This window comes from Streptomyces sp. NPDC001914, from assembly GCF_042891215.1.
In the GTDB taxonomy this organism is placed as follows: domain Bacteria; phylum Actinomycetota; class Actinomycetes; order Streptomycetales; family Streptomycetaceae; genus Streptomyces.
The window spans coordinates 357794-376291 of record NZ_JBIASW010000004.1; the positions used below are offsets into that span (position 1 = coordinate 357794).

Annotated in this window: 18 protein-coding genes; 9 read left to right on the forward strand and 9 right to left on the reverse strand. The window is 71.5% G+C overall.

Annotated elements, in window-relative coordinates; genetic code table 11:
- Positions 1-942 carry a pyridoxamine 5'-phosphate oxidase family protein gene (locus ACFYYF_RS14185; protein ID WP_388775151.1) on the forward strand — a complete coding sequence of 314 codons (942 nt, stop codon included), beginning with the start codon at positions 1-3 and terminating at the stop codon, positions 940-942.
- 158 nt (positions 943-1100) lie between these two features.
- On the opposite strand, the gene ACFYYF_RS14190 is transcribed toward ACFYYF_RS14185, so the two are convergent.
- On the reverse strand, positions 1101-2609 hold the full coding sequence (locus ACFYYF_RS14190) for an MFS transporter (protein ID WP_388775154.1): 1509 nt from the start codon (positions 2607-2609) through the stop codon (positions 1101-1103).
- Positions 2610-2920: 311 nt separating this feature from the next.
- Between ACFYYF_RS14190 and ACFYYF_RS14195 the strand changes: the two genes are divergently transcribed.
- Together ACFYYF_RS14195 and ACFYYF_RS14200 are read left to right on the forward strand one after the other, a co-directional pair.
- The gene (locus ACFYYF_RS14195) at positions 2921-3301 is read left to right on the forward strand and encodes a hypothetical protein (protein WP_388775157.1); all 381 of its coding nucleotides are present in this window, start codon (positions 2921-2923) and stop codon (positions 3299-3301) included.
- 185 nt (positions 3302-3486) lie between these two features.
- Complete coding sequence (locus ACFYYF_RS14200) at positions 3487-4521, forward strand: helix-turn-helix transcriptional regulator (RefSeq protein ID WP_388775159.1); 1035 nt, start codon at positions 3487-3489, stop codon at positions 4519-4521.
- A 28-nt stretch (positions 4522-4549) separates the two neighbouring features.
- Here ACFYYF_RS14200 and ACFYYF_RS14205 read toward each other — a convergent pair whose 3' ends face one another.
- Positions 4550-6025 carry an MFS transporter gene (locus ACFYYF_RS14205; protein WP_388775161.1) on the reverse strand — a complete coding sequence of 492 codons (1476 nt, stop codon included), beginning with the start codon at positions 6023-6025 and terminating at the stop codon, positions 4550-4552.
- Positions 6026-6271: 246 nt separating this feature from the next.
- On the opposite strand from ACFYYF_RS14205, the gene ACFYYF_RS14210 reads away from it, so the two are divergent.
- The 3 genes from ACFYYF_RS14210 (at position 6272) to ACFYYF_RS14220 (ending at position 8976) form a co-directional block, all read left to right on the forward strand.
- Entirely contained in the window at positions 6272-7153 is an 882-nt protein-coding gene (locus ACFYYF_RS14210; protein ID WP_388775164.1) for a helix-turn-helix domain-containing protein, read from the forward strand.
- Between the two features lie 99 nt (positions 7154-7252).
- Positions 7253-7813, forward strand: a complete 561-nt coding sequence (locus tag ACFYYF_RS14215; RefSeq protein ID WP_388775167.1) for a hypothetical protein — start codon at positions 7253-7255, stop codon at positions 7811-7813.
- Positions 7814-7893: 80 nt separating this feature from the next.
- Positions 7894-8976, forward strand: coding sequence for a YrhB domain-containing protein (locus ACFYYF_RS14220; RefSeq protein WP_388775169.1), 1083 nt, complete (start codon positions 7894-7896; stop codon positions 8974-8976).
- Here ACFYYF_RS14220 and ACFYYF_RS14225 read toward each other — a convergent pair.
- On the reverse strand, positions 8943-10232 hold the full coding sequence (locus ACFYYF_RS14225; RefSeq protein WP_388775171.1) for a hypothetical protein: 1290 nt from the start codon (positions 10230-10232) through the stop codon (positions 8943-8945). The genes ACFYYF_RS14220 and ACFYYF_RS14225 overlap by 34 nt on opposite strands.
- A 159-nt stretch (positions 10233-10391) precedes the next feature.
- Here ACFYYF_RS14225 and ACFYYF_RS14230 point away from each other — a divergent pair, with 159 nt between their 5' ends.
- Both ACFYYF_RS14230 and ACFYYF_RS14235 read left to right on the forward strand, forming a co-directional pair.
- Positions 10392-10748, forward strand: coding sequence for a PRC-barrel domain-containing protein (locus tag ACFYYF_RS14230; protein ID WP_361680529.1), 357 nt, complete (start codon positions 10392-10394; stop codon positions 10746-10748).
- A 28-nt stretch (positions 10749-10776) separates the two neighbouring features.
- Positions 10777-10950 (forward strand): hypothetical protein, encoded by a 174-nt coding sequence (locus tag ACFYYF_RS14235; RefSeq protein ID WP_365481604.1) that lies wholly within the window; start codon positions 10777-10779, stop codon positions 10948-10950.
- A 49-nt stretch (positions 10951-10999) separates the two neighbouring features.
- Here the strand turns inward: ACFYYF_RS14235 and ACFYYF_RS14240 are convergent, their stop codons facing one another.
- The 3 genes from ACFYYF_RS14240 to ACFYYF_RS14250 are packed head-to-tail and all read right to left on the reverse strand — an operon-like array spanning position 11000 to position 14516.
- Positions 11000-12502, reverse strand: coding sequence for a pyridoxal phosphate-dependent decarboxylase family protein (locus tag ACFYYF_RS14240; protein ID WP_388775174.1), 1503 nt, complete (start codon positions 12500-12502; stop codon positions 11000-11002).
- Entirely contained in the window at positions 12499-13866 is a 1368-nt protein-coding gene (locus tag ACFYYF_RS14245; protein ID WP_388775177.1) for an MFS transporter, read from the reverse strand. Before ACFYYF_RS14245 ends, ACFYYF_RS14240 begins: the two co-directional genes overlap by 4 nt.
- Positions 13863-14516, reverse strand: a complete 654-nt coding sequence (locus ACFYYF_RS14250; protein ID WP_388775179.1) for a TetR/AcrR family transcriptional regulator — start codon at positions 14514-14516, stop codon at positions 13863-13865. Before ACFYYF_RS14250 ends, ACFYYF_RS14245 begins: the two co-directional genes overlap by 4 nt.
- A 222-nt stretch (positions 14517-14738) precedes the next feature.
- Here ACFYYF_RS14250 and ACFYYF_RS14255 point away from each other — a divergent pair, with 222 nt between their 5' ends.
- On the forward strand, positions 14739-15479 hold the full coding sequence (locus tag ACFYYF_RS14255) for a DUF4142 domain-containing protein (RefSeq protein WP_388775181.1): 741 nt from the start codon (positions 14739-14741) through the stop codon (positions 15477-15479).
- A gap of 436 nt (positions 15480-15915) precedes the next feature.
- On the opposite strand, the gene ACFYYF_RS14260 is transcribed toward ACFYYF_RS14255, so the two are convergent.
- From ACFYYF_RS14260 to ACFYYF_RS14270, 3 genes are read right to left on the reverse strand one after another with little or no spacing between them, the layout of a single operon-like run.
- Positions 15916-16569: a nitroreductase family protein gene (locus ACFYYF_RS14260; protein ID WP_388775183.1), complete on the reverse strand. Its 654-nt coding sequence runs from the start codon at positions 16567-16569 to the stop codon at positions 15916-15918.
- Positions 16566-17516, reverse strand: coding sequence for a hypothetical protein (locus ACFYYF_RS14265; RefSeq protein WP_388775185.1), 951 nt, complete (start codon positions 17514-17516; stop codon positions 16566-16568). Before ACFYYF_RS14265 ends, ACFYYF_RS14260 begins: the two co-directional genes overlap by 4 nt.
- Entirely contained in the window at positions 17513-18493 is a 981-nt protein-coding gene (locus ACFYYF_RS14270) for a ScbA/BarX family gamma-butyrolactone biosynthesis protein (RefSeq protein ID WP_388775189.1), read from the reverse strand. Before ACFYYF_RS14270 ends, ACFYYF_RS14265 begins: the two co-directional genes overlap by 4 nt.
- Between the last annotated feature and the right edge of the window lie 5 nt (positions 18494-18498).

The following is an 18498-nucleotide window of genomic DNA, read 5'->3' on the forward strand; positions in this document are numbered from 1 at the left end:
ATGCCTCTCCTCGACTCCGCCCCGCTCGACGTCCTGGACGCCTACCGGACCTGCGAGTTCGCCACCCTGGGCCGGGACGGCACCCCGCTCGCCTGGCCGACGGCGGTGCGGCGCCGGCCGGACGGGACGCTGCTGCTGAGCACGTCCCTGGCGTTCGCCCAGAAGGCACTGAACATCCGCCGGGACGGCCGTGTCGGGCTGCTCTTCTCCGACCCCACGGGCAGCGGTCTGAAGGAGCCCCGGCAGATCTTCGTCGGCGGGCACGCCGAGTGCCCGGACGAGATCATGACGGGCCCTCAGGGCGCCGAGGACTACTGGCGGATGCTGTTCGAGCGGCAGCCGCACAGCAGGTCCTACGTCCTTCCCCCGCTGCGCCGGATGATGGACTGGTACTACCTGCGGCTGCTGATCACCGTGACCCCCGAACAGGTCGTGGTGCGGCCACCGTTGTCCGCTGTGACGCGGGCGGCGCCTCCGGGGGACGGACCGCTGCCCCACTCCGCCCTCCCCGGCGCCGCGCTGCTCGCGCGCTACCCCACGGCCGTGCTCGCCGCCCGTGACATCACGGGCGCGCCGGTGCTGGCGCGGACCCGCCCCGTGCCCGTCGACAGTGGCTTCGCCGTGGACGTGCCGGCCGACTGCGCGGCCGTTCCGGGCCCCGCCTCCCTCCTGGTGCACCGGCACGACGAGCGTCTCAACAACATGCACAACGCGCTCGTACGGGGCGAACTGCGGGTGACGGACGGCGCGTTGCTGCTGGTCCCGTCGAGCGTGGTGGAGCCGATGGGCTCGGGCCGCGCGAGCGAGGCGGTGTCCGTACTGCGCACGACCCGCCGGGCCACCGCCCGCTACCTGCGGCACCGCGGTCTCGACCGGCCCCAGGTGCGCTGGCAGGACTTCCGGTCCCTCGCCCGCCAGGCGCGCCGGGGCGAGGGAGGCTGACCCGCACGCCGCACGCGTCGGGGCGAGGGAGGCTGACCCGTACGTCTGCGCGGTAGGCACCGGTCCACGCCTGTCCCGGGCAGCACCTGAGAGGCGCACCTACGCACCTCCACGGCTGCCCGGGACGGGTACGCGGCCGGCCACGACCTCGCCTTCCCTCAGGCCCCTTCAGCAGCGGTCGCCGACGACGGCGTCGCGCTGTCCGTGACACGGCGGGCCCGCGTGATGCCCCATCCCACCAGCGTCGCGGTCACGGCGGTGAGCACCAGGCCGGCCCAGGTGACCGCCTCGCGGAACTGCGCGGTCTCGTGAGCACTCCAGTCCGCCGTGGTGAGGTCGCCGGTGTAGAGGGCGGCGAGGATGGTCCCGCCGACAGCGATGCCGATGCCGGTGGTGACTTCGCCCGCGGTGTCCACCAGCGCCGATCCGATGGTGGTGCGGTTGAGCGGGAGGCCCCGCATCACGTTGGTCCCGGCGACGACGCCGACGACGCGCATACCGGCGGCGACGAGCACGAGGGCGAGAGCGACCCATACGTAGCCGAGGCGGCCCAGAAGCCCGTAGACGGCGAGCCCGCATACGACGGCTCCCGCGCCGAGCCGGGCGGCCTGGTCGAGGCCGACGCGTGTGACCAGCGGACCGATGAGCGCACCGCCCGCGATGAGCACGGCGACCTGCGGCAGCAGGCCCAGAGCCGCCTGCGCGGGTGTCCAGCCCCAGTCGAGCTGGAGTTGGAGGGTCACGAGGTAGCCGAGGCCCGCGGTCGCGAGGCTCGCGGCGGCCTTGAACGCCAGCCCGCTCGACACGAGGGGGTGGGCGATGAGTTCGAGGTCGAGCAGCGGGTGGCGGGCCAGGCGCTGGCGGACGACGAACAGCACGGCCGACATGGCGGCCGCCGCGGTGGTCAGCCACGGGAGAAGCGACGCGGTACCCGCGTCGACGAACAGCGTGGGTGCGACGAGCGCCAGGGCGATCGTGGCCGTGCCGAGCAGGGCACCGGAAACGTCGACGGGGTCCCGGTGCAGTTCGTCCGCCCTGTCGGCGGGGATGCCGCGTCGAATGCCGGCGAACGCGAGCGCGGCGATGGGCACGTTCACCAGCAGCAGCATCTGCCACGGGGCGAACGCGAGCACGAGGCCGCCGGCCGTGGGCCCGATCGCGAGTCCGACCAGCCCGACGGTCGAGATCAGCGTTGTCGCACGGACGCGGAGCGCGTCCTCGTCGAACAGGCGGAACGCCAGGGCGAGGGAGCCCGGCGTCGTCATCGCGGCCGCGACGCCCATGGCGGCGCGGACCGCGATGAGTTGGTCCGCCGTCGTGACGAACGCCGTCGCCAGACTCGCCCCGCCCAGCAGCACCAGTCCGACTTGCATGACCTTGCGGCGGCCGACCCGGTCCGCCAGGGCGCCGAAGGCGAGCATCAGTCCGCCGAACACCACCGCGTACACGCCCGTGACCCACTGGAGCACGGTCGTCGATGCCGACAGCTCGCGGCCGATGGTGGGCAGCGCGACGTTGAGGATCGAGTTGTCGAGCATCTCGAAGAGGAACACCGCCGACAGCCCCGCGAGGGCTGCCCCCGCTTCGCGGAGGGAACGTGGCGGACGAGAGGCTTCCTCGATGGGGGGACCGGCCTTCTCGACGGCTCCAGGACGACGGACTGTCATTGCGCACTCCTTCGGTGTGAAGAAGTGGCGGCCCGTCCGGTACCGCGTGTGCGCGCCTGGTCTCCGGTCCGTCGACCTGCGTCGATGTGCTGCGGTGACCACGCGTTTCTACTTCCGGTGCTCCGACAGTACACCCCGCCCGGAGAGCACGTCACCGCGCGCTGCCGGCCGGCAGACTCACCGGCGGCCCCTTGTCACCCCCCGATTTCTGGGGGATTCACTCGGTTCTGCGAGCAGGGCATCGTCCTGGGTGTGCGCCGGACCACGGGGCACCCGCCCGGCAGCGCGTCGCCGGCGAACAACAGGGGGAAATGATGATGAAGAGGGTCCTGCCGCGTCGCGGCGCCGTCGTCGCGGCACTGAGCGCCGGTGTGCTGTTCCTGGGGGTCGGGAGCGCGTCCGCCGCGAACGCGCTGATCCCCGTCTCGGGAGACAGCGCCGGCGTCTTCAAATCTCCGCACACCCGGAGCGGCAAGGTGGGAGTGCCGGACCTGAGGTTCGGCGACGCCATCGTCGCCGACTGCTGGGACCGCGGTGACAACATCAGCAACCGCGGAAACGTCTGGTACCACACCGTGTCCGAGCGGTACACCGCCACCACCGGTCAGGAAATCTTCGTCACGGGGTGGACCTACGGGGCGTACGTGGACGGCAACGAGGCATTCCACGACGGAGCCGTCCCGGAATGCTGACGGAATGACCCAGGTCGCCCGGTCCGTGGCCACTCAGGACCGGGCGACCGCACGGAAGGGATGGGAACGGAAACTTCCAATTCCGATTCTCCGATTGCTGCCGCATACGCGCCAAGGAGTGTCACCTCTCGGCCAACGTATCGGGAATGCGTACTCGCCGAACGGCGCGGATCCACACTCCTTCCATGAATCCGGACGTGGAACGGACGGCCCGCTCTCTCGCGCCCGCGGTCGCGGAAGCCACGACAATCCCTGAACTGGGTGCGGTGATCTCACGGCAGATCGCGGAACTCGTACCGCACGACGGATACATGCTGAGAGGGGTGGACCCGATCACGGGCGCGGCATGCTTTCTTACCAAGGAACATGGTTATGCCGCTTCATTCTATCGTGAACTGGAATCCGCGGAAATCCTGGGGCACGGGCAACACACCTTGACCGCGCTGGCCGGACGGGGCCGGCCCGTCGCGGTCCTCGATTCCGACCCACCGCGGGGCCGGCGCGGTATCCGCCACCAGGAGTTCATGAAGGCGACCGACGTCGGCAGCGAGTTGCGGGCCGCTCTGACCCTGAGGGGTTTGACCTGGGGTTTGCTGGTCCTCCTGAGGGAAAGCGGCGGCATCCCCTTCTCGGCGGCCGACGGGGTGAACGCCGGCCGGCTGGCCGGACCCCTGGCGCAGGCGCTGAGGCATTACGTCGCCGGTCGTTTCCTGCGCCCTGTGCGCAGCGCTCCCCCGCCCGGAATTGTGGTGATCGACAGCAGCGACACGATAAGGGCGGTGACCCGGACGGGTCATGAATGGGTGAGCAAACTCGTCCAGGACGCCGAGACGGCGGACGAGAGCGAGATATTCGCCCATGTCTGGAACATAGCCCTCATGGCACGACAGCCCGGCCGTCAGGCGCTGAGCCGTATCCCCGGCCCTGACGGCTGGATCGTGCTGGAGGCCCAGCGGCTCGAGGAATCGGACCTCGGAGGCGTCGCGGTGACCATCCAGTCCGCCTCCTCCGACGTACTGCTGCCCGCCGCGGCCGTTCTGTACGGGATCACTTCACGCGAACAGGAGGTGATCCGGCGGGCTCTCGACGGGCTGGCCGTGAAACAGATCGCGCGCAGTCTGAATCTTTCCCAGCACACCGTCAACGACCATTTCAAAGCGATCTATCGAAAGACGGGTGTCAACAGCCGCGAGGAACTCCTGTCGAGCCTTTCCCGATGACCCCGCCGTCCCGCGTCGGCCTCGCTCGTCAACCGCGGGGCAGGAAGATCCGGGACAGTGCGGCGGTTGCCGCGAGGAGTGCGGCGACGGCGAGGAGACCGACGCGCATGCCCGGCAGGGAGAAGTCCCCGCCGGAGCCGGCGAGCAGGCCGCCGAAGAGGGCGACGGCGAGCGCCCCGCCCGTCTGGCGGAACGAGTTGAGCAGGCCCGACGCCGTCCCCGCGCGCTCTCCCGGCACGGCGTCCATCAGCAGCGCGGTCAGCGCCGGCACCACGAGCGCCCCTCCGATGCTCAGCGGCAGCAGCAGGATCAGCACCATCCGCACAGGGGTGTCCGCGGCCAGCGGCACCATGGCCAGCATCGCTCCGGTGAAGACCAGCTGACCGGCGACGATCACCGCCCGCCGCCCGATCCGTTCCGCAAGCCGCGGCGAGACGAGGTTGGTCGCCGTGACCACCGCGGACATCGGGACGAACATCAGCCCGGCCTCGATCGCCGACATTCCGCGCAACTGCTGGTAGTACAGGCCGAGAAGGAAGATCCCGCCGTAGAAGGCGGCGTTGACGGCGAAGCCGACCGCGAGCGGGACGGCCACCCGGCGATCCGTCAGCATGGTCAGCGGGACCATGGGCCGACGGTGCCGGGCCTCCACGACGACGAAGGCGCACCCGGAGGCCACGGCGAGCGCGGCGGCGGCCGCCACGGGACCGCTGGTCCAGCCCAGGTGGCCGCCCTCGATGACCGCGAAGGCCAGCCCGGCCAGGGCCAGTACGGCGGTGAGCTGGCCGCCGACGTCCACCGCGGCGGGGCGGCGCACGGAGCGCGGTACCCGGACCAGCAGGCCCAGGATCACCGCACCGACCGGGAGGTTGAGGAGGAAGACCGACCGCCAGCCGGCGGAGTCGGTGAGCAGGCCGCCCAGCACCGGACCCGCCGCCATCGCCACCGAACCACCGACGGTCCACAGCGCGATGGCGCGGGCACGTGCCCGGGCGTCGTCGTAGGCCTGCCGGATGAGGGCCAGCGAGGCCGGCATCACGATCGCGGCCGCGCCGCCCTGCGCCACGCGCGCGGCGACGAGCACGCCGATGCCGGGCGCCAGTGCGCAGCCGAGGGAGGCGAGGGTGAACAGTGCCACGCCCCAGGCGTAGGCGCGGCGGGCGCCCGCACGGTCGGCGAGGGCACCGGCGGAGATCATCAGGGCCGCGAACATCAGGGTGTACGCGTCCACCACCCATTGCAGTCCGGTCATCCCGCCGCTGAGGGACGTACCGATCGCGGGCAGGGCGATGTTGACGGCCGAGACGTCGATGGTGATCACCGTGAAGCCGAGGAGCGCGGCGATCAGGGCGGTGCCGCCGCTCCGCGGCGCGGTGGGTGCGCCGACGGGCAGCACGTCCGGTGGGGATCCGTGCCGCTGTCGTCGCCGGGGTGCGGCGGTCGACGACGGCAGCACCTGGTCGTGGGTCGTCGCGGTGGCCGCGGACGGGGCGGGGGTGCGCATGGGTGAACTCCTCGGCAGGCAAGGGGAATCGGCGGTGGATCGGGAGAGTCGGCGGGCGGCACCGGACCGTCGGGGCCGCGGTCCTGTGCCTCGCACACCCTGGGCCCCGGCGGTCGGGCCGCCCGCTTCGGGATCGACTCTCCGCCTTCGCGCGCCGGTTCGGGAGACCGGCCTGTTCCGGGGTACGGCGTTCCAGGGTCCGACAGGGCCCCCCACGTTTCCCGCCCACCTGCCAGAATGGGCCGAATGGCAGCGACAGACGCGCGGGGCACCGAACTCGGCAGATATCTGAAGGCCCGCAGGGCTCAGGTCCGCCCGGAGGACGTCGGCCTCCCTGCCGGCGCGGGGCTGCGCCGCACTCCCGGACTGCGCCGGGAGGAGTTGGCCGCGCTGGCGGGAGTGAGTGTCGACTACTACATCCGGCTGGAGCGTGGCCGGGAGGCCAATCCCTCGCCCGCCGTCGTGGACGGCATCGGGCGTGCCCTGCGGCTGCGCGGCGACGGTTACGAACGCCTCTACGAGCTGGTGGAGTTGGCGTCCGGACGGGTGGGTGAACTGCCCGCCTCCTCCGATCACACGGTTCGCGACTCGGTGCTGCACATGCTGGAGTCGATGAGTCCGCTCCCCGCCTACGTGGTGAGCCGCTTCAACCGTGTACTGGCCGCGAATCCGCCCGGCCGGCGGCTGCTGCCCGGCCTCTGGGACTGGCCCCGGGAGCAACGCAATCTCACCCGGTACCTCTTCCTCCACCCGGTCGGCCGGACGCTCTACGAGCCGTGGGAGGAGACGGTCGCGCTCTCGGTGGCCCATCTGCGGGCGGTGGCCGGAGCGGACCCGGACGACCCCGAGCTGACCACGCTCGTCGGTGAACTGGTCCTCAAATCAACCGAGTTCGCGCGACTCTGGGAGCGGTACGACGTCTGCGAACGCGGCGGCGGGCAGAAGTCCTTCCGGCATCCGAGAGTCGGTCCGATGACCCTCACCTACGAGGTCATGCGACTGGCCCGGACGGGCGGCCAGCGGATGGTGGTCTACCAGGCACCCCCCGGCACCCCGGACGAAACGGCCATGCTCCACCTGAACACCCCGGACGACCACCCACAACCGGTGCACCCACACCACCCGTAACCGACCGGCACCCCACGCCCGACCGGCACCCCCTCCCCGACCCATGTGCCGGGACCATGCGCCCTGGCCAACCCAGGGCCCCGGTTCTACGATGCGCTCGTGGACGGGGCCACCTTCTTGAATGTGCTGGCCATCTCGATCTCTGTGTTCGCCGTGCTCGCCTCGATGTGGTTCGGCGCACGGCAGGTGCAGATCGCCCGGCAGGCGAACTACATGCCCGCCCTGATGGACCTGCTCGCCGAGTTCCGGTCCGCCGAGCTTCACGATCAATACATCTACGTTCTCGGCGATCTGAACAGGGATCACACGCCGGACGGGGGCCTGCGAGGCCTGTCACCTCACGCGAAGTCGGCGGTGTACAGCGTCGCCTACTTCTTCCAGACGCTCGCCGGCCTGTACGCGCTCGGTGTCATCGACGAAACCGCCGCCAGCATGATGGCACGGGCCCGGATCACGAAGGTATGGGAAGCCATCGCACCGTTCGTGGAACGGGAACGACAGTTTCCCGATGTCGATCCGAACCTCCTCAGCCTCCTGCAGGCCTATGCAGCGGTCTCCCAGCGGTTCAACGCGCCCTCGAACGAGGAACTCGTCTGGGCACGGTGGCACGAGCGGCACTCCCGGTTCCGGCATCGCTTGTTCGGGCGTCGCCGCCGCTGACAGGGGGCGGAAAATTCCTGGTCAGGTCCGGTGGGATGGTCGATGCTCGGGGGATGATCTCTCGTGGGTTCGCTGTTCGGTTGGTCGGGGCTCAGCTGGGTCGTGACGAGCGGCGAGAGCTGGCGGTGCACGGGAGGGCCGTGCGGGCGGCCGTCTCGGGGGTGACGGAGCACGAGCTGGGGTGGATCGTCGCCTGGCAGTCCGAGGAATTCCTGCGTACGGGGGACTCACGGCACGCCCTGGTCGGCACCGGGCCCTACCTGGTGGACAAGGAGGACGGCAGTCTGCACCGGATCGCGGTGGTGGACGCGGTCACCGGAGCGTGGGAGCACGACTACCGCACGCGCGTGAAGGGTCAGCACATACCCGGGCCGGTCGACGAGCTGCACGACGAGTTGCGGGCCGTCGCCGGCACGCGAGGCCGGCTTCACGCCCTGCGCCTGCTGCGCCGGCACGTCCCGGCGTTCGGCATCGGCGACGCCGCGGCCTACGTGGACGCGTTGCAGGGTGGTCTGGAGCCACCGGCCGCTCTTCTCGCCCCGGTCGCGGCAGCCCTCCCCCTCGACACCCCGTCGGCCGCGTTCGGCGTGAGTACGGTCACCGGGCCCAACTCGCCCACGGACGAGCCGTTTCCGTCCCCGACGCTGCCGGGCGTCCCGCCGCACCGTCGCGGGCGGACCGCCCGGCGGTACGGGCGGCGGTTGCTCGGCACGTTTCGCGAGGTCTCCGCCGAGTACGAGGACGCGCTGAGCATCCATGAGTTCACCGCTCCTGAACCACGGCCGCATGAAGCGGAGTTGGTCGCCTACCTGCGCGGTGCCTCCGTTCTGACCGAGTCCGGGTCGATGGACTGTGACGTGCTGCTCGGCGACGGAACCACGATCGGCGACGTCTCGGTGCAGAGCGACGGAACGTGGTTCTGGTACTCCGGCCTGGCCCACTACGTGGAGACCTACCACCTGGCACTGGACGAGCGTTTCCTCGCCCATGCCGCCGCCCGGGCCTGGAAACCACCCCGGCTCGGCCTCGCGGAGCTTCTCCGCCTGGAGGAGGGGCACTTCGACGAAGTCTGCTCCGGTTCCGGTTCCGGCTCCGGCTCCGGCTCCGGCTCCGGCTCCGGCTCCGGCGGTTACGAACCGTCGGCGTGCACCGCGTACACGTAACGCTTGTTGACGTACTCGCCCACGTTCCAGATCACGGACTCGCTGAACGACCACTTGGACGCCCCGCTGCTGTGGTAGCTGAGGTCCTCGCACCCGATGACGAGGTCGCACACCGCGCTCGCCGTCGAGCCTCCGGAGGTGAAGGTGCGCAGTGTCCCCTTGCTGGAGGGGCCGTTGCTGGCGGAGAGGTAGTGCTTGGTCTGGCGGGACACCACGCCCTGGATCTTCTGCTGGCCGACGGTGACGGCCTCCGTCGCGGTGAGCGAGGCGAGCTGCCGGTCGGTGTAGTCCAGGTCCCAGCGGACCACCTTGGGCGTAGTGGTGGAGACACCGGTGCCGTTGAAGGTGCCGTCCGTGTAACTGACCGTGCCGGACAGCGAGTACTCGCTCACGACGAGGCTGTCGGGGGTGCTGGCGCGGTCGAGCCCGATGGCCGTGTAGCGCAAGTACTTGCCCGCGTTGTCGTAGGCACGGCTCTGCGGCAGGACGTACTGATACCCGTACCCGTAGTACTGCCCGTCGGTGTGCAGACCGCACACGTCCTTCTCGGTCAGCGGCACCTTGAAGAGCGTGTTCAGATCGAACACCCGCAACCCCTTGTAGGTGTCCACCACATAGAGCAGGTTGCCGTACCACATGATGCCGCCCGCGTGCTTGCGGATCGGGTTGAACGAGAACTCGCCCGCGGCGGTCTTGACGGGCTCGACCAGCAGGACGTGCCGGTACTTCGGCGCGGACTCGTTGTTGTAGTTCACGAACGTGAGCCGCAGGCCCTTGTCGAGCGCGTACTTGGGCTTCGGGGTTCCGTCGGGGTTGGTGTCACCGTCGGGGTTGTCCTCGAAGTACCAGGAGGCGAGGACGACGCGGTCGGTTCCGGCGTCGGGATAGGTGCCGTCGCCGTACGCGTCCGCGCTGGTGGTGACGCCCTGCGGAATCCAGTAGTCGACCTCCTGGTCGTCGGAGTCCCAGGCGAAGCCCGTCTGGAACGCCTCGGACGTGCTGGGGGCGCCGGTGAGATGGGTGGCGCTGCGGTTGACGTCGGCGATGACGGCGGTCGCGTCCACGGCGGGCAGCTTCGTCGCCAGTCCCGCGGTCAGATCGGCGAACTCGCCGTAGCCGTTGGAGGTCCGGGCGGTGAGGGAGAACTGACCGGCGTCGATGGTGGCCGCCTGTGCCGGAGAGGCGGAGAGAACGCTGCCCGCGGCTCCGACGAACGGGGCGGCGGCCATTCCCTTGATGATCGCTCTGCGTGTCATGGTCACAGCAAGGGAAACTATTGCTTTCTTGATCAACGGCGCAAGGCGTCCGCAGGGAGAACGTCCGGGGCCACCAAGCCGCCGGGTATCCGGCCCACCGGGCATCAGACCCGCGATCGGGGGTACTCCCGCAGAGAACCCCCGCACCGGAGGAGCATGATGTTCGAGGCAGGCGACATCCGAGAATGGCGTGGTCACGACGTGGTGGACCCCGACGGCCACAAGATCGGCACCCTGGAGTCCGTCTACGTCGACACGGCCACCGACGATCCCTCCTTCGCCACCGTGACCGTGGGCCTGCCCACGCGCCGTCGTCTGGTGTTCGTACCCCTGGACCGCGCGACCGTCGGCCCCGGCTACCTGAGGGTCGCCCACGACCGGAGTCTGGTGAAGAGCGCCCCCTCCATCGACACGGACGGCGTGCTGCCCGCGACGGACGAGCCGGAGGTCTTCGCACACTACGAGCTCAAGTACACGCCGGGCCTCCAGGGCGAGCGCCGTCTCGCCCGCCGCTGATCCGTCCCGAGAGCCGCCGGGAGAACCGATGAGCTTGTTCCTGTTCCTGATCCTCGTGGCCATCGTGCTGGGCCTCGTCGGAGTCGCCGCCCACGGGCTGTTCTACCTGCTGATCATCGGCGTCGTGGTCCTCGTCGCCGACCTCGTCTACGCCGGCATGCGGCTGCGCCGCGGCGGCCGGAAACAGCGCGTCGCGCGATGAACGCGGCACCCGTCCCGGCCGGCGCGGCCCGGTCATGGCGGCCCGGCGGTCACCCGCCCAGGTACGGGCTGTAGAGCGCGGACAGGAAGCGGGTGACGATCACCTCGCGGGTCGTCGCCGGGAGGGCGTCGAGCAGACGGTTGACCGGGGCCATCCGGGCCGCGTTCTCGCCGCTCAGGTCGACGCCCGCGGCCGGCAGCAGTGCCGCGAAGGACGCGTTGTCGAGTTCGGTCAGATCGACCTGCCCGAGCAGGTCGACGATGTCCGCGGGCGGCGTCGGGGGCCCGAGCGGACGGACGGCGTCGACGCACTCGCGCAGGACGGCGAGCAGGTCCTCGACCCCCCGCTCGCTGACCCCGGTGAGCGTCAGGTGCAGGTTGGCCGGCAGGCCGTCGAGGCTGAGCTGCGGCTGGAGGAAGAAGCCCCGGGCGCGGGTCTCGTCGGCGAGGGCGAAGAGGTCGAGCGGGGTCCCGGCCGCGGGGTCGGTGCCGATCGCGACGAGGGTGGCCTCCGGGGTGCCGAGGACGGTGAGACCGTCGATCTCCTCCACACCACTGATCAGCCGGCGGGTCGCGGACAGGGCGGCGCGGCCCAGTTCGCGGTAGCCGTCGGCGCCGAGGGCCTGGAGCGTGGCCCAGGCCCCGGCGAGCGGTCCGGCTCCCTTGCTGCTCTGGATCGTGGAGTTGACGACGCTGTAGCCGGGCCAGGTGGCGCAGGCGTAGTAGGCGTCGAGGCGCAGCGCCTCGTCCCGGAACAGCAGGACGGAGGCGCCCTTGGGGGCGTAGCCGAACTTGTGCAGGTCGCAGGAGAGGGAGGTGACCCCGGGGACGGAGAGGTCGAAGGGCGGCACGGGCGCGCCGGCCTCGGCGAGCCAGGGCAGCAGCCAGCCCCCGACGCACGCGTCGACGTGGCAGGGGATGCCGCGGGCGGCTGCGTCGGCGGCTATCTCGGCGACGGGGTCGATGACGCCGTGCGCGTAGGACGGGGCGGAGGCGACGACCAGGACCGTGTTCTCGTTGCAGAGTTCGGCGATCGCGGCCGGGTCGGCGCGGTAGGTCTCGGGGTCGACCGGCGCGCTGCGCACGGTGACCCGGAGATATCTGCCCGCCTTGTGGAAGGCCGCGTGGGCGGTGACGGGGACGACGATCTCCGGGGCGAGGACGTCCGGGCGGGCGTCCCGGGCGGCCTTCACGGCAAGGATGATCGACTCGGTGCCGCCGCTGGTGAAGATGCCCGGGGTGGTGTCGTCGCCGCCGAGGCGGGCGGCGGTCGCGCCGACGACCTGGCGCTCCAGCGTGACGATGCTGGGGAAGGCGGTCGGGTCCAGGCCGTTGACCTCCATCATCGTCAGGTAGGCCTGTTCGGCGGCCTCGCGCACTTCGGGACGGCCGCTGTCGTAGACGTAGGCGGTGGTGCTGCCGCCCCGGGTGGGCAGGTCGGCGGCGGTGAGGACGGCGAGTTCGGCGAGGAGGTCGGCGCCGGAGCGGCCCGTCTCGGGCAGGCCCGGGTGGGCGGCCGGGGCACCGGTGGCGGTCTGCTGGGGAGTCGTCATGAGGGGGTTTCCGTTTCTCGCACGGCGCGGCGGCGGCCGTAGGCGCGCAGGGCGGGCAGGGAGAGCAGCATGAGCAGGGCGGGTACGAGGCTGAAGCCGAGGAGGATGCCGGTTCGGGCGGTGGCGGTCTGGGCGACCGGGTGGTCCAGGGTCGAGGAGACGAAGCCGGTGGCGGCCAGGGCGATCGAGTAGGCGCCCGGTCCGGCCGCGAGGCCGACGGTCTCCCCCGCCGTCCACAGTCCGGTGAACGCGCCCGACTGGACCTGTCCGGTCCTGGCCGTGTCGGCGTGCACCGTGTCGGGCAGCAGGGCGAGCGGCAGGACCTGCAGGGCGGCGTAGCAGATGCCGAGCAGCCCGCAGAGCGCGAGGGTCGCGGCGACCGCGACGGTTCCGCTGCCGCTGCCGGCGGCCGGGAGCAGGGCCGCCGCGCCGAGGGCGTATCCGCAGGTGGCGACGGTGAGGCAGCGCAGCCGTCCCCAGCGTCCGGCGGCCCTGGCCCAGAGCGGGACCGCGACGGCGCTGGGTGCGACCAGGCAGACGAAGAGCATCGAGGTCAGTCCGTACCCGCCGAGGCGGTAGGTGGCGACGTACGGCGCGGCGGCGAGCATGATCGCGACGGCGGCGGCCTGGAGCACGAAGGAGAGCAGCAGCGCGAAGAAGGCGCGGTTGCCGCGTGCGGTACGGAAGGCGGCGACCAGGCCGAGGGGTTCGGGTCCGGGCCGTGAGCGCACCCAGCGGGTACCGAACGCGGGCACCAGCAGGACCGCCGCGATGACGAGGCCCACGGTCAGGCCCATCGTTCCGTACCCCGTGCGGCCTCCGCCCGCGGCGTCGACCACGAGTGGTGCGGCTCCGCCTGCGACGAGGATACCCAGGGTCAGGAAGACGATCCGCCAGACCATGATCCGGGTGCGGACGGACGGTACGGAGGACATCTCGGCGGGCAGGGCGACGTAGGGCACCTGGAACAGTGAGAAGGCGCTGGCCGCCAGGACGAAGGTGACCGTCACCCAGACCGCCGCGCCCGTGCCGGTCATCGGGGACAGGAACATGGCCGCGAACGAGGCGGGCAGCGCGAGCCCGCCGGCGACGAGCAGCCGGGTCCGCCGGCCGGTGCGGACGGCCTCACGGTCGCTCGCGGCCCCGACCACCGGGTTGAACACGGCGTCCCAGGCCTTGGGCAGGGCGACGACGAGTCCGGCGATGCCGGCGGGGACGCCGAGGGCGTCGGTCATGAAGTAGAGGAGCAGCAGGCCGGGGACGGTGGAGAAGACGCCGGTGCCGACCGAGCCGAGTCCGTAGACGAACAGGCGTCGCCGGGTGATCTCGCCGACGGTGTCCGGGGGGACGAGGGCGGTCGTCATCCGCGCTCCTGGTCGCGCGGCTGCGGGGCCCCGAGCCCGAGGTCACGCAGGACGAGGGAGCGCAGGTGGGCGCGGAAGCGCGGGACCTGGGCGCGGATGCCCGAGCGGCAGAAGCCGTGGGTGCTCCAGAGCACCGTCCAGACGGTCATCTCGACGTCGGCGGGCTCGGCGGACTTCACGGAGGGGACGGCCTCGCGCACGGTGTCGGTGACCGACTCGATGAGCGGCCGCGCGTAGGCGGCCTCCAGGTCGGCGAACTCGGCGGCGTCCGACAGCCAGCGGCGCATCCACAGGGCCGGGATGTGCGGCTGGTCGAGACAGAAGTCGAGGTAGTGGTCGACGAGACCGGTGACGGCCGCGGCCGGGTCGGTGGGCGCGAGCTCCCGGAACGCGGCCAGCGCGTCCGTGAGCACGCGCTGCTCGGCGAGGTGGGCGCGGAGCATGACCTCGCGGTAGAGGTCGGGCTTCCCGCCGACGTGGTAGGCGACGGTGGCCATGTTCAGCCCTGCCTCGGCGGCGATCCGCCGGGTGCTCGTGCCGTCGTAGCCGTGGTCGGCGAAGAGGGTGGTGGCGGCCGCGATGATGCGTTCGCGGCTGGCGTCGGAGGGCGGTGGGGCGGGGGCCGGTGAGGCGGGTGGCGAGTCGGGCATGGCGGGGAGGATATGCCGTCGCGACTCATCGATCAATCGATTGATGGAGACGATTTCGTATGCGTCGCGAAGACCGATCCCTCGGGGGCGTGAGCCACTCGACCTGCGCACCGCCTGTGACGCACTGCACAGAGAAGAGGCCAGATTTTACCCAGCAGAATGATCAAAGGGGCCGCGGCGTCCGTACCCCCTGTGAAATCTGATCGATACGTCAGGAGCATCATGCCGGTCTCACGCAACGTGGCAGGAACGGTCTTCGTGGGCGGCGCGGTGGCCCTGACTCTCACCGCCCTGGCCTACCCGACCATGCTCGGGTACCAGACGACGTCCAGCGCGCAGACCCGCGTCATCGCCGACACCCAGTGGGGCCCGCTCACCGAGGCCGACCGTGACTTCGTCGTCAAGGTGCGCGCGGCCGGACTGTGGGAGTACCCCTTGGGCGAGATCGCGCTGAAGAAGGGTTCCACCGCGGCGATGCGGGAGGCCGGCAAGCATCTGATCGTGGGTCACGCCCGCCTCGACGAGCTGGACCGCAAGGTGGCCATCCAGCTCAACATCACACTGCCCAACCAGGCGTCTCCGCAGCAGCAGCAGTTCGTGGCGACCTCCTCGGCCCTGAGCGGCAAGGAGTTCGACAAGGTCACCGCCAACATCCTGCGCGTCACGCACGGTTCGATCTTCTCGGTGATCGCCAAGGTGCGCGCCACCACCAACAACTCCCTCGTACGGGAGCTCGCGAACCTCGCCAACGACACGGTCCTCGACCACATCACCATGATGGAGAAGACCGGCACCATCGACTTCCCGCAGGTCCTCGCCCAGCAGACGGCCCCGCCCACCCTCCCCAAGGACCAGCTCACGCCGCCCCCGCCGCAGCCCGGCGCCCCGATCGTCATCCTCACCCCGCGCCCCGACCTCAAGGTGAACACCAACAGCCCGACGCCCAGCCCGACGATCGGCTGACCTACGCGGCGGACCCGGTGCGCGGGCGCGCGGTCCGGCCGGTCACCTGTCGTGGACCTCGGCGTCCGCCGCCAGGCGCAGTCCGGCCGCGGCCAGGAAGTCCGCGAGCCCGATCCGGCCCCCGTCGGTCCCGTCGTCCCAGCGCGTCCGGAGTCTCGACTCCGGACCGTCCCAGCTGTCCGTGTCCGCGTCCGGATGCTCCTCGACGCTCCCTTCGCCGTGGCGGTACCGCAGATACAGGTACGTACTGACCCCCGGTCGTCCAGGCGTCCCACTGCGACGGAAAGCCCCCGCAGGTCCGCACGACCCGTGCGACGGTCACGTCTTGTGCGGCGAGAAGTTCCCTCGATTCGGTCACCTGTCGATGCTCGCCGGCCGCCGTGGCCGGGGCAACCGGATTCGCGCGTGACCGGCGGGGCGTGCCGGACCGCGAGGGTCAGCCCGGGCGGACGGACCGCCAGGCGTTGTGGTGCAGGACCTGGTCCAGGGGGCGCCTCGGGCCCGGGCGGAAGGCGGTGCGCAGGGGGTGGGCCGTGGGCAGCAGGGCGCCCTGGCGGACCGTCGGCGGCAGGCCCAAGAGGTCGGCGACCTCCTGTTCCCGGTCCAGGTGGACCGTCGTCCAGGCGGTGACCAGGCCGCGGCTGCGGGCGGCCAGCGCGAAGCTCCACGCGGCCGGCAGCAGCGAGCCCCACAGACCTGCCTGGTTGCCCGGGGGCAGCCGTCCGCCGGGCACTTCGAGACACGGGATGACGAGGACCGGCACCCGGTGCAGCCGGTCGGCCAGCGCCCGGGCGCCGGTGAGGACCGAACGCGGGGCCTCGGGCAGTCGCGCCAACCGGTCGAGACCGGCCGCGTTGCGCTCGTAGAACGCGGTCCGGTACACCTCGGCGACCTTCGCCCGGACACGCGGGTCGGTGAGCACGATCCAGTGCCAGTTCTGCCGGTTGTTGCCGTTCGGCGCCTGCAGGGCGATGCGCAGACAGTCCTCGACCAGGGCCGGTTCCACCGCCCGGTCCAGGTCGAGTCCGTAGCGCACGGACCGCGTGGTGGTCAGCAACTCGTCGCAGGTCAGGGAGAGTTCGCTGGTCACGGCAACAGCACCGCCCGGACGGCCAGCACCAGATGGGTGGTCACGACGAAGGCGATCGCCGCGGGCATCGGCCACCCGCCACGCCCGGCGGCCAGGAACCGCCGGGTACCGTGGGCGGGCAGGACGGCCGCCAGGCAGGGCAGCAGCGCCGGCGGACCGTGCGGAGCGAAGAGCACGACCTCGCAGACGACGGCACCGGCCGCGAAGCCGGCCGTCACCGCCGCGGCCCGCCTCGCACCGAGTCCGGTCGAGTACAGCCGGGCTCCGGCCGGCGCCTCCCAGGCGGTCTTCCGGGCGAACTCGAAGTGCAGGAAGACGCAGGCGCACAGGACCAGCAGCACGGCACCGCGCCAGTCGGCGGTGACGGCCCCGGCGGCGACGAGCGACCCGTAGACGTAGACGCCGAGGAGCAGTTGGACCGGGTAGGTGACCGCCAGGCCGAGCAGCGGACGGTCGCCCAACGCGGGGGACAGTCGTTCCAGCAGGGCGAGGAGCAGCCCGTATCCGAGGGCCGCGAGGATCAGAAGTGCGGCGGCCGCAGAACGGGCCGCGTTCAGACCGGTCACCACCAGGGTGATCACCGCCATCGCGACGCGCAGTTCGGCCGCGGTGACCGCTCCGGTGACGAGGGGCCGGTCCGGGTGGTGGACACGGTCGTGGGCCAGGTCCTTCTGTTCGTCCAGCATCCGCAGGAACAGCAGGGCCAGTACGACGCTGACGACCCGGATCGCGGTCCCGCCGGAGGGACGCCAGGCCGTGCCGGTCCCGGCAACTGCCGTGCCCTCCAGGGCGAGAACCCACAGCAGTCCGTACGTGACGTAGATCTGCGGCCGGAACCTGCGCAGCACGAACCGGCCCAGTCGGGCAAGGACGTGCGGGGCGACGGCGGTTGTCGCTCCGGAGGCCTTCGGGTCGCCTCCGTCCCGGTTCGCCGCGGCCGAACTCATGCGGCCCTGTGGGCGGTCGGCGCGGCGAAGCCACGCGCGGGTCCGGTGTCCGCGTCCGCGAGTCTGATACGGGCCTCGGCGGCCAGGGCGCCGGGCTGGCGCAGGGTGCACTCGACGTCCGCGCCCGGCAGGGCCGGAGCGGTCCGGCACTCCAGCGGCAGATCCATCTCGGCGAACCGGCGGAACCGCGCGGTCAGGGCGACCGGCAGCGGGCTGGGTGTGCGGACGGTCCCGGCGGACACACAGGCGCGCAGGGCGAGTTGACGGAACGCCTCCAGCTCCAGCATGCCGGGCACGTGGTCCACCCAGTGGTCGTAGAGGGTGGGGTGATCGGTCTCGGCGATCAGATGTGCCGTGTGGGTGCCGTCGGACTCGGTGCGCGGCGGTGAGATGACCGTGTTGGCCGGGGTGCGGCGGCCGACGAGCGCGGGCTCGGCGTGAGGTCCGCGCAGTGCGACGGGCACGGCGGGCAGACCGAGCGCTCGGCGCTGTCCGGCCCGCAGCCTCTTCCAGTCCCCCGGCGGCATCCAGGAATAGTCGATGCGGGCCAGCAGGGCCCGGCGGCCCCCGATGGTGAGAGCGAAGCGGAGCCGCAGGCCCCGCACCGTGGCCCTGGTCCGGAACCGCCTCTCGATCCGGGTGGCGAGGACGGCCTCGGTGGGCCGGTCGCCCCGGGTGAGGGCGCCGGGGTCCGGCACCTCGAACTCGACTTCCCGGAGGAGGAACTTGTGGCCCGGCCGTACACCGAGGTGACGGTGGGCCACCACGAAGATGCCCTGACGGCAGGCTTCGAGGAGCAGGAAGGGGTCGAGGCGGTCGCCGGGGCCGAGGGTGTCGTCGTAGAAGGCGTGACGGCTCGGGAAGCGCGCGGCCAGCAGCATCTCGTCCTCGCCCCGGCTCTCGGCATCGGTCAGGAAGACCTCCGCGACCGCCGAGCGGTGCACCAGTTCCTTGGGGAGTGTCCGGGTGAACTGCATGGGCC

Bases quoted from the DNA above. Each gene is read 5' to 3' on its own strand.
- ACFYYF_RS14185 (WP_388775151.1), top strand. From the start codon at position 1: ATGCCTCTCCTCGACTCCGCCCCGCTCGACGTCCTGGACGCCTACCGG.
- ACFYYF_RS14190 (WP_388775154.1), bottom strand. From the start codon at position 2,609: ATGACAGTCCGTCGTCCTGGAGCCGTCGAGAAGGCCGGTCCCCCCATC.
- ACFYYF_RS14195 (WP_388775157.1), top strand. From the start codon at position 2,921: ATGATGATGAAGAGGGTCCTGCCGCGTCGCGGCGCCGTCGTCGCGGCA.
- ACFYYF_RS14200 (WP_388775159.1), top strand. From the start codon at position 3,487: ATGAATCCGGACGTGGAACGGACGGCCCGCTCTCTCGCGCCCGCGGTC.
- ACFYYF_RS14205 (WP_388775161.1), bottom strand. From the start codon at position 6,025: ATGCGCACCCCCGCCCCGTCCGCGGCCACCGCGACGACCCACGACCAG.
- ACFYYF_RS14210 (WP_388775164.1), top strand. From the start codon at position 6,272: ATGGCAGCGACAGACGCGCGGGGCACCGAACTCGGCAGATATCTGAAG.
- ACFYYF_RS14225 (WP_388775171.1), bottom strand. From the start codon at position 10,232: ATGACACGCAGAGCGATCATCAAGGGAATGGCCGCCGCCCCGTTCGTC.
- ACFYYF_RS14230 (WP_361680529.1), top strand. From the start codon at position 10,392: ATGTTCGAGGCAGGCGACATCCGAGAATGGCGTGGTCACGACGTGGTG.
- ACFYYF_RS14235 (WP_365481604.1), top strand. From the start codon at position 10,777: ATGAGCTTGTTCCTGTTCCTGATCCTCGTGGCCATCGTGCTGGGCCTC.
- ACFYYF_RS14240 (WP_388775174.1), bottom strand. From the start codon at position 12,502: ATGACGACTCCCCAGCAGACCGCCACCGGTGCCCCGGCCGCCCACCCG.
- ACFYYF_RS14245 (WP_388775177.1), bottom strand. From the start codon at position 13,866: ATGACGACCGCCCTCGTCCCCCCGGACACCGTCGGCGAGATCACCCGG.
- ACFYYF_RS14250 (WP_388775179.1), bottom strand. From the start codon at position 14,516: ATGCCCGACTCGCCACCCGCCTCACCGGCCCCCGCCCCACCGCCCTCC.
- ACFYYF_RS14255 (WP_388775181.1), top strand. From the start codon at position 14,739: ATGCCGGTCTCACGCAACGTGGCAGGAACGGTCTTCGTGGGCGGCGCG.
- ACFYYF_RS14265 (WP_388775185.1), bottom strand. From the start codon at position 17,516: ATGAGTTCGGCCGCGGCGAACCGGGACGGAGGCGACCCGAAGGCCTCC.
- ACFYYF_RS14270 (WP_388775189.1), bottom strand. From the start codon at position 18,493: ATGCAGTTCACCCGGACACTCCCCAAGGAACTGGTGCACCGCTCGGCG.